Source organism: Emticicia agri (genome assembly GCF_004168285.1).
GTDB lineage: Bacteria > Bacteroidota > Bacteroidia > Cytophagales > Spirosomataceae > Emticicia > Emticicia agri.
Genome location: NZ_SEWF01000052.1, coordinates 22,614 through 31,191 on the forward strand (window position 1 = coordinate 22,614; position 8,578 = coordinate 31,191).

Annotated in this window: 5 protein-coding genes; 2 read left to right on the top strand and 3 right to left on the bottom strand. The window is 40.8% G+C overall.

What is annotated here, in order from left to right; translation table 11 throughout:
• The first annotated feature begins 4 nt into the window (after positions 1-4).
• Positions 5-1,702 carry a leucine-rich repeat domain-containing protein gene (locus EWM59_RS23320; protein ID WP_130023659.1) on the top strand — a complete coding sequence of 566 codons (1,698 nt, stop codon included), beginning with the start codon at positions 5-7 and terminating at the stop codon, positions 1,700-1,702.
• Between the two features lie 332 nt (positions 1,703-2,034).
• Here EWM59_RS23320 and EWM59_RS23325 read toward each other — a convergent pair whose 3' ends face one another.
• The 3 genes from EWM59_RS23325 to EWM59_RS23335 all read right to left on the bottom strand — a co-directional run bounded on the left by EWM59_RS23325 (position 2,035) and on the right by EWM59_RS23335 (position 4,664).
• The gene (locus tag EWM59_RS23325) at positions 2,035-2,775 is read right to left on the bottom strand and encodes an Ig-like domain-containing protein (protein WP_130023660.1); all 741 of its coding nucleotides are present in this window, start codon (positions 2,773-2,775) and stop codon (positions 2,035-2,037) included.
• 364 nt (positions 2,776-3,139) lie between these two features.
• On the bottom strand, positions 3,140-3,604 hold the full coding sequence (locus EWM59_RS23330) for a YdeI/OmpD-associated family protein (protein ID WP_207220053.1): 465 nt from the start codon (positions 3,602-3,604) through the stop codon (positions 3,140-3,142).
• 88 nt (positions 3,605-3,692) lie between these two features.
• A complete protein-coding gene (locus tag EWM59_RS23335; RefSeq protein ID WP_130023661.1) occupies positions 3,693-4,664 on the bottom strand; it encodes an NAD(P)-dependent alcohol dehydrogenase in 972 nt (323 codons plus the stop codon).
• Positions 4,665-5,209: 545 nt separating this feature from the next.
• Here EWM59_RS23335 and EWM59_RS23340 point away from each other — a divergent pair.
• Positions 5,210-8,578 (top strand): M36 family metallopeptidase (locus EWM59_RS23340; RefSeq protein ID WP_130023662.1); only part of this gene is annotated, 3,369 nt, incomplete at its 3' end.

The following is an 8,578-nucleotide window of genomic DNA, read 5'->3' on the forward strand; positions in this document are numbered from 1 at the left end:
TGCCGTGACTAAAGCCATAGGAGAGGAGATGGCTTACTTGATTATGAAATACCTCTGCTACCTACTGACAGGGCTTCTACTGCTGAATGCCTGCAAATCTAAAGAAAATCCAAAGCTTAATCAGCCACCGGGCAGTTTTACGGTTACTGCTACTCCCAAAAACGATGGCAGTGCGTGGCAACTGCAATGGACACTTGCCACCGACCCCGATGGTGATGCTGTAACCTATGCTGTGGTTCAGAAAGATACGCTTGCCAAAGGGCTGACTGATACCACTTATGTATTGAATTACTCATTTCCACAGACTGCCGTTCAGGGGAGTGTGGTGGCTAAAGACGCCAATGGAGCCAGAACTGTGGTAACTTTCAGCAGTGAGGCTATTGCTCCTTCGGTAGCTATACCTGATGCCAATTTTGAAAAGGTGCTTATTGCAATGAGTGTCGATGATGTGCAGGATGGATTTGTATTGAAATCTAAAGTAGAACAGGTAAAAGAACTCAATGTAAGCCAGAAAGGCATTAAAAGTCTGCAAGGGATTGAAGCCTTTAAAAGTTTAGAAAACCTGAATTGTGCCGGCAATACCCTGAAAACCCTGAACCTCAGCAATAATACTTTATTAAAGTCATTGGAATGCTGGCAAACGGGCATCAGCGAGTTGGATATAAGTAAGCATACAGCCCTTGAAACCCTTGACTGTGCGTATAATCAAATTATGGCATTAGATGCCAGTAAGAACCCTTTATTAATCAGGCTTGAGTGTAACTCGAATGTAATCGGCAGTCTGAATGTATCTAATACTAAAAAATTAGAGCGTCTGAACTGTAGTAATAATAAAATCAGTATGCTCGACATTAGTCAGAATACCGCTTTGCAGGAGCTTCTTTGTGGTAACAATTTGTTAAGCAATGTCGATTTCAGCAATAAACCTGACCTGTATCTGATAGATTGTCGTTTGAATAAACTGACTGCCGTAGAAATAACTAAGCTTTCGGTATTGAGAACATTTAACTGCGATAACAATCAGCTTACAAAACTTGAACTGAATAATCCTCAGTTAGTGTCTTTGTCGTGCAACGGGAATCAACTAAAAACCTTAGATGCAGATAAGGCAAGAAACTTATCTTTTTTATTGTGCTACAATAACCAGTTAACCAGTCTTAATGTACATGAGTGCGATGAAATAGAGATATTAGATTGCTCGGATAATCAGTTGACCGGGCTTATCGTTGTTTTTAAAGAACAGCTCAGAATATTGAATTGTTACAACAATAAACTGGCTTATCTGGAGCTGAATGCCCAGAATTTAGAAAGCCTTGAATGTTATAATAACCAGCTACAGGTGCTGTCACTCAGCAATTATAAGAAAATAGCAGACGTAAAATGCCAGAGAAATCAACTAACCCAATTCTGGATTGATCATACGCCCGAGTTGGTTAATCTTGATTTTTCGGAAAATAAAGTGATGAATGTAACTTTTAGCGACAGCAAAAAACTTAAAAATCTGTTTTGTTACAATAACTGGCTTCTGGAAATTAATGTAAGTAAAAATCCTGAATTAAGGTTTTTTCATAGTCAGAATAACAAGGCTGTTACCATCTGTGTAGCCAATGTTGAAACAGCTACAGGTAATTTAACCAAACAATCGGGCGGAGAGTATTTGTGGAAAAAAGATACTTATGCCGAGTATAAAATATGCAAATAAAAGGACGGAGCAGGCTCATATTGCAGGGAATATGTTCTGCTAAACATAGTTTATAAAACCAAGTGGAGTTATTTATCGTAAATAAAAAAAATCGTGCGACAGAGCCACACGATTTTCCAAATAGTATTACAATAAATAAATCAATCCATGTACCCATGGAAATTGACTGCAAATTTTAATAGTTTTTTCTATTATTTCCAAGGAAAACAATTGAAAATTGATGTTAGTTCAAGCACCTGATACCGAACGTACCCTATAAACAACAAACCCCGGCTATACCGGGGTTGTTTTATTTAAAGCTCTCTGTTAAAATCTATTTTGCCCAACAGGCATTACAATGCTTTTGATTTTATTGCCTTATAAGTATTTATAAAACTGTCGAAAGAATTTTCTTTGCCATTGGTTCTCTTTTTAGTAGCATCATAGGCGGTATAAATAGCGGCCAGGCCGTAGTCATCAATTACTGTAAGAAAGATACCATAAGTTTTGCTGTCATGCAGAAAGATAACATTACCATCTACACTGCCCGCTAATGGATAACGCTCTAACAAGAAAGTACCTACTTCTTTTACAATGGTTGACGAAGTAACGAACACAGGGCCACAGACTGTCATTTTATTATTCTCGAAACTATATAAAACAAATTCTACTTTGCTGTTTTCTCCTTCATATAATAGGGTATTTTCTGTCTCCGATAGTAATTTTCTTTTTTCTTTGGCCTTTATGCTTTGTTTAGTCTGTCCAAAATCTACTGACGGTTCGGTAAACGTACTAAAATACGGCACAATTTCAACAGAGGCTTTTACTGAACCTTTGTCTGTATAGGCAGTTACTTCGGTTTTGCCTACTTTACGGCCTTTAAAAAGTCCTTTTTGGTCAATAGTACCAATCTGTGCATCACTGCTTTTCCATTGAATAAGTGAATTATCAATCGTTTCTGCTCCTTGTTTCAGGGTGTACTGGTTTTTGCCGTCATATTTCAGTTCAATAACAGGGTCTGAAATAACCATTGGTTCATCTTTTTTAGTACAGGCAATGGTCAGCATCAAAAGGAATACGGAGATTTTTCTCATAACCGATTTGTTTTTGTTTTTTAGTAATACATTTATTTACAATTCAAGTGGCATACAGGCATGCAAATAGCGCAGAAGAGCAGTTTTTAGTACAACAGTTATACCATTTCTTGCAAAGAACCGGAAAAGTAAGAATATAGGCAAGAGAAATATATTAAGCGGTACTTTTTTGTTGAAAAAAAACGAGAGGGGTTATCAGGTAGGTAATTAAGGTTCAAGAAAATATTCTTTAGTAGAGACGCATGCAATTGCGCGGCGAACCGTGCGTCTCTACGAAAAAAAACAATATAATTTTAAAGAACCTTTATTTCTTGAAACCTAATTTACCCTCAATAATTTACCACCCACCGGCAGCTAAACCCATTCAAATCTTCTTCTGCTGTTCAAGATCAGTAATGGCTTTTTCTATTCTTCTGTTACGGGTTTCTGCGGTTTTTGCCTGTTCTATGGAGCCTATAAAGTATTTTTTGTTACTATTAGATAAAGTCTCAAAGTATTGTTTAGCCGCCTCGCTCTTATCTAAGGCACTTTGAAAATCGGCCGGAACTTCTATGATACGTGGCTGGGTATCAAGCACTACACTTACTTCTATTATTTCGCCACTGCTTACGCCTGATTTTTCTCTTACCTCGGCACTCACGGGCAGCATAAAAACACCATTCATCACGGCTACTGTGCTTGGGTAAGTATAGCCATTGATGGTAACTTTTACGGGCGGACGTTTGCCATTGTTTAATTGTTCTACCACCTCAGCCGGAACCTCTACGCCCGTAGCTGTTTTTCCGGCTAATAATAATGCTGTTTTAAAACTTATCGGCTGATTTTCCATAGTTGCTGTTTTTTATGACAAAGTAACTACAAAATCCGGTAGCAAATGCTGTGCAAAAACGACAAACTATAGGGGTGTTCAGGACAAATCAGCCGACTACGTTTATCACTACATTGCCTTTTTTATGCCCTTTATCTACATACCGATGGGCTTCTACAATTTCATCGAGAGTATAGGTGCGGTCGATGACAGGTTTTAGCTGACCTGCCTCTGCGAGTTCTTTCAGATAGTTGAAATCTTCTACTGAAACAGGTACATTTTCGCCAATGATGATTTTCTTCTTGCTTTTGAAAGCCTCGCCTAACATGGCAAAACTTTTAAGCGGTGCGGTTACGTTCATGTATATACCGTCGTCTTTTACAAACCTGATACATTCTTTAAAAGGCCATTTATCTACGGCAACCAGTATGACATCGTACGTATCTAATTGGTTGGTAAAATCTCCGATAGTATAATCAAGTACCCGATCGGCTCCTAATGATTTAACCAGATTAAGATTAGCTGTGCTACACACGCCTGTAACTTCGGCTCCAAACAATTTAGCTAACTGCACGGCATAGGTGCCTACACTACCCGAAGCGCCATATATCAGTAATTTCTTGTCTTTTATGTCTTTGATTTTTCTGAGATAGTGAAGCGCCGTGCGGGCACCAATGGACAGGGTAGCGGCTTCGCCAAAACTGAGGTTTGCAGGTTTGGGGGCTACTACTTTTTCGGGCAGACATTTGTATTCCGCATAGGCACCCATGCCGTTAAGTGCTTCTGCAAAAACGGCATCGCCAACTTTCAATTTGCTGACTTCCTTTCCGGTGGCTTCTACTACTCCGGCCAGTTCCACCCCTAAAACCGGATTGCGAGGCCGAAAAATGCCTAACGACAGCCGGGCAGGCAACCAGAAGCCTTTGGGAATAGTAAAACTTCTGATTCTGAAATCGGCAACGGTTACGGTGGTTGCATGAATTTTTATCAGAACCTCATCTGCTTTGGGAACAGGCTTGGGTAGTTGGGTTAAATGAAGTACTTCCGGTGGACCATATTGTGTACAAATAACAGCTTTCATAATCAGTCAGTTTTTTTACAAGATAAAAATAGGTGTGCGATTAATTGCCTGATAGTCAATATTGAAGAACGGAGGTTTTTGAGTGGTGAAGGGAGGTTTTACTTTATCATGATTGGTGCCTATACAAGCAAACAAATCAGTTTTATCTCTTTAAATTTTGGATTAGAGTTTAACTAAGAATAAAACTTTTCTGACTATTTAATGAACAGCGTGTGTAAATGTTGCTTAAAAAAATGACCGTTTAGTAAATTTTTGTTGCTTTTTTTTGGTTTTTGCCGTAAAATAGATACGATTTTTACGTACCTGTATATACGCTATGAAATACCTTAAACTAAACTCGACAAATTGCCTTATCATACCCTCTTATCTTATAGATAATCCTCCATACAATTAATAATTCTCTGTAAATTTATTGTCCGCTTTCCGCACTTATAATTTTTGTCAGATGAAATAGTTACGTGATTTCGCAACTACCTCTCTGGTTTACTGATTTTTCACTTAAAAAAAGAAACGCTGTATTTTTTTATTCACTTAAAACTATTTCTATGTTAAAACTTTTACAATCTTATAGCCGGATATTTAAAAGATATTATCTGGTTTTAGTGGCACTTGCTATATCAACAGGAGGATATGCGCAGAAAGAAGTAGAGAAAATAAAGACCTATCTGCAAGCTAACGCAGCTAAATATCATTTAACTGACAAAGACATCAGTGATATGGAAGTTTCGAGCGCTTATCTGTCGAAAAGTACAGGCTGGTATCATGCCTATTTTGTTCAGACACACCAATCCATAGAAGTATATAATGGTATTCTGAATACCACACTTGTGAAAGAAAGTGTAGATAACGTGGCCAACAATTTTGTGGCTGATATTGCTTCTAAAGTGCCTGTAATTACCTTGATTCCGTTGAGCCCGCTTGATGCCATCAGTAAAGCGGCTACCAGCCTGAAATTGCCCGGTAATGCGGCTAATACGCAGGAAGTAAGCATCAACCGACTACCGAACGGACAAATCGAAAAGGGAGTTTATACCAATGCCGATTTATCGAGAGAGAATATCGTTGCCAAATTATACTGGTTCCCTTATGATACGCTGGCAGGGCAGGTAGGTATAACCAAAGTAAATTTAGTGTGGAATGTACAGATATATACCAAAGACTCAAAGCATAGCTGGAGTGTACAGGTAGACGCACTAACGGGTGATATTATAGATACCAAGGATATGATTATCCATTGCGATTTCGGAGTGCCAGGCCATGTGCACGGGCCCGGTGTCGGTCATGAGCATGGGCCAGGTGTCGTCCATGAACCATCGGGTCAGGCAAGAGAAAATATAGACATTCATCAGCCTCTGGTAGCCAATAGTTATAAGGTATTTGATTATCCGCTTGAAAGCCCGAATCATGGCCCTCATACAGTTGTGGTTAGTCCTTATAACAAATTTGTGCCTGCAGGTACAGGCCCGGGGGCAACTAATGGCTGGCATAGTACAGGTACAACCAATTATACGAATACACAGGGAAATAATGTATGGGCTAAAGATGATTTGGCTGATGACGACGAAGGGACTATCGGGAGCAATCCGGTTTCGCCGACATTGGATTTTAATTATACTTACACACAAGCCACCGGAACGGCCGCTGCTAACCTGAATGCAGCAATTACGAACCTGTTTTACTGGAATAACGTGATACATGATGTATTATATGTATATGGGTTTGATGAAACTGGCGGTAACTTTCAGGAAAATAATATGAGCAGGGGAGGGTTAGGAAGTGATTTTGTGTATGCTGATGCACAGGATGGCTCGGGTACCAATAATGCCAATTTCGGTACACCGCCTGATGGACAGAACCCCCGTATGCAGATGTTCAGATTTTCTGATGCAGGGAACCCTGCCTATACACCTGACTCTGATTTTGACAATGGGGTAATTACTCACGAATATGGTCATGGCTGGTCGAATCGTCTGACAGGCGGGCCACTTATTGTAAACTGTTTGCAAAATGCCGAGCAAGCCGGCGAAGGCTGGAGCGATTATCTGGCCCTGATGCTTACTACCAAGTGGTCAACATTGTCTCCAAATTTTGCCAGTGCCAGTATTCCAAGAGGAATGGGTTCTTATGTGTTAGGGCAACCTACCAGCGGCGGAGGTATCCGCCCATACCATTATTCGTATGACATGGCTCATGTGAATCCGCTCGTTACGTATGGAAAAATGGCTTCTTATGCCATACCGCATGGTGTTGGCTCCATCTGGGCAACCATGTTGTGGGATATGACCTGGGAAATTATTATGCAGGATAACGTGATAGTACATAATATCTACGATACTACGAGTTTTGTAGGTAATATTGCTGCCCTTAAATTAGTGAATGAGGGTTTGCGTTTACAGGCTTGTAGCCCGAGTTTTATTGACGCACGCAATGCTATTCTAAGAGCTGACTCATTATATTTCAATAAAAAATATAAATGTGCCATCTGGAAAGCCTTCGCCCGTCGTGGTCTGGGTATGAATGCCTCTACAGGTGCTTCAAAAAATGATAGGGTAGTAACAGAGGATTTTACTCCTTTTACCAACAGAGTGCTGACTTCTGCTAAAACAGTTACGGTGTGTTCGGGTACTGCTTTAGCTTATACGGCTACATCATCGGCTGGGGGTACTACTTTTGCCTGGAGCAGGCGTGCTGTTACCGGAATCAGTAATGCGGCCGGTTCGGGTAGTTCAGCAACTATTAACGAGGCACTGATAAATACAACCAATAACCCCATTATTGTGGTTTACGAGTTTACACTAACCCCAGCTACATGCCCAATCAAACAAGAGGTATGGGTAACCGTAAATCCTTCTCCGGGTGTTTCGGTAGGTACCTATTCGGTTTGTAAAGATGGTACGGTTCCGGCTGGACAAGGGTTGGCTGTCTCGGCAACTTCAACTGTTAATTTTTCAGAAACATTTGTAGCCGGAGGACCTACTTACCATAGAGCTGCCGGAGATAACGTATCTACTTATACGCCTGTTGGTTCGTTTGCTAACGCAGTTTTCTATAAAACTATCAGTTTTGTAGCACCAAGCAGTGGTTCTGTAACCTTTGAAACGGTTGGCGGCAGTATTACAGGAGGGTTCCCTTATGATACCTATATGTCGCTTTATCTGAATACTTTTACGCCTGGTAGTCCGGCTACCAATTTCCTGAAAGGTGATGACGATAGTGGTGATTTACAATATGCTTCAAAAGTTACCTATAACCTCACAGCCGGAACTACCTATGTACTGGTAGTTACTCCTTATGCGAATGGCTATACCGGAAGTTTTGTCGTACAGGCAACTTCGGCTGTCTTCCCTATAACCAATAGCTGGTTTACTGCTGCCTCCGGTGGAAGTTCTATATTCACAGGCAATGTGTTCAATCCGGTAGGTGTAGCCGGGTCGGGTATCCCGAATACCGCTACCCCGGGTTCAACTGATTTCTATGTTCAGTCTAATATTACAGGAGCCTGCCGTACCAAAACTACCTTTACTATTACTGCGCCAAGTGTAGGCGGTACGGTTGCCGGAAGTCAATCGGTATGTATAGGTGCCAATTCAGGTACACTAACCCTCAGCGGACACACGGGTTCAATTGTGAGATGGGAGTCTTCTACTGATAACTTTGTGAGTAACATTGTTACTATTGCCAATACAACTACTACGCTCAATTTCTCTAATCTGTCGCAAACAACCAAATACCGGGCAGTGGTTAAAAATGGTAACTGTGCGGCCATTAATTCGGCAGTGGCTACTATCACTGTAATTACGGCCTCAGCACCTACACCAACAAACGGCAGTCGTTGTGGCACAGGCTCGGTAACGCTTACTGCCACAGGTTGCGCAGGTGGTACGATTAACTGGTATGCAGGCGTAAGTGGCGGA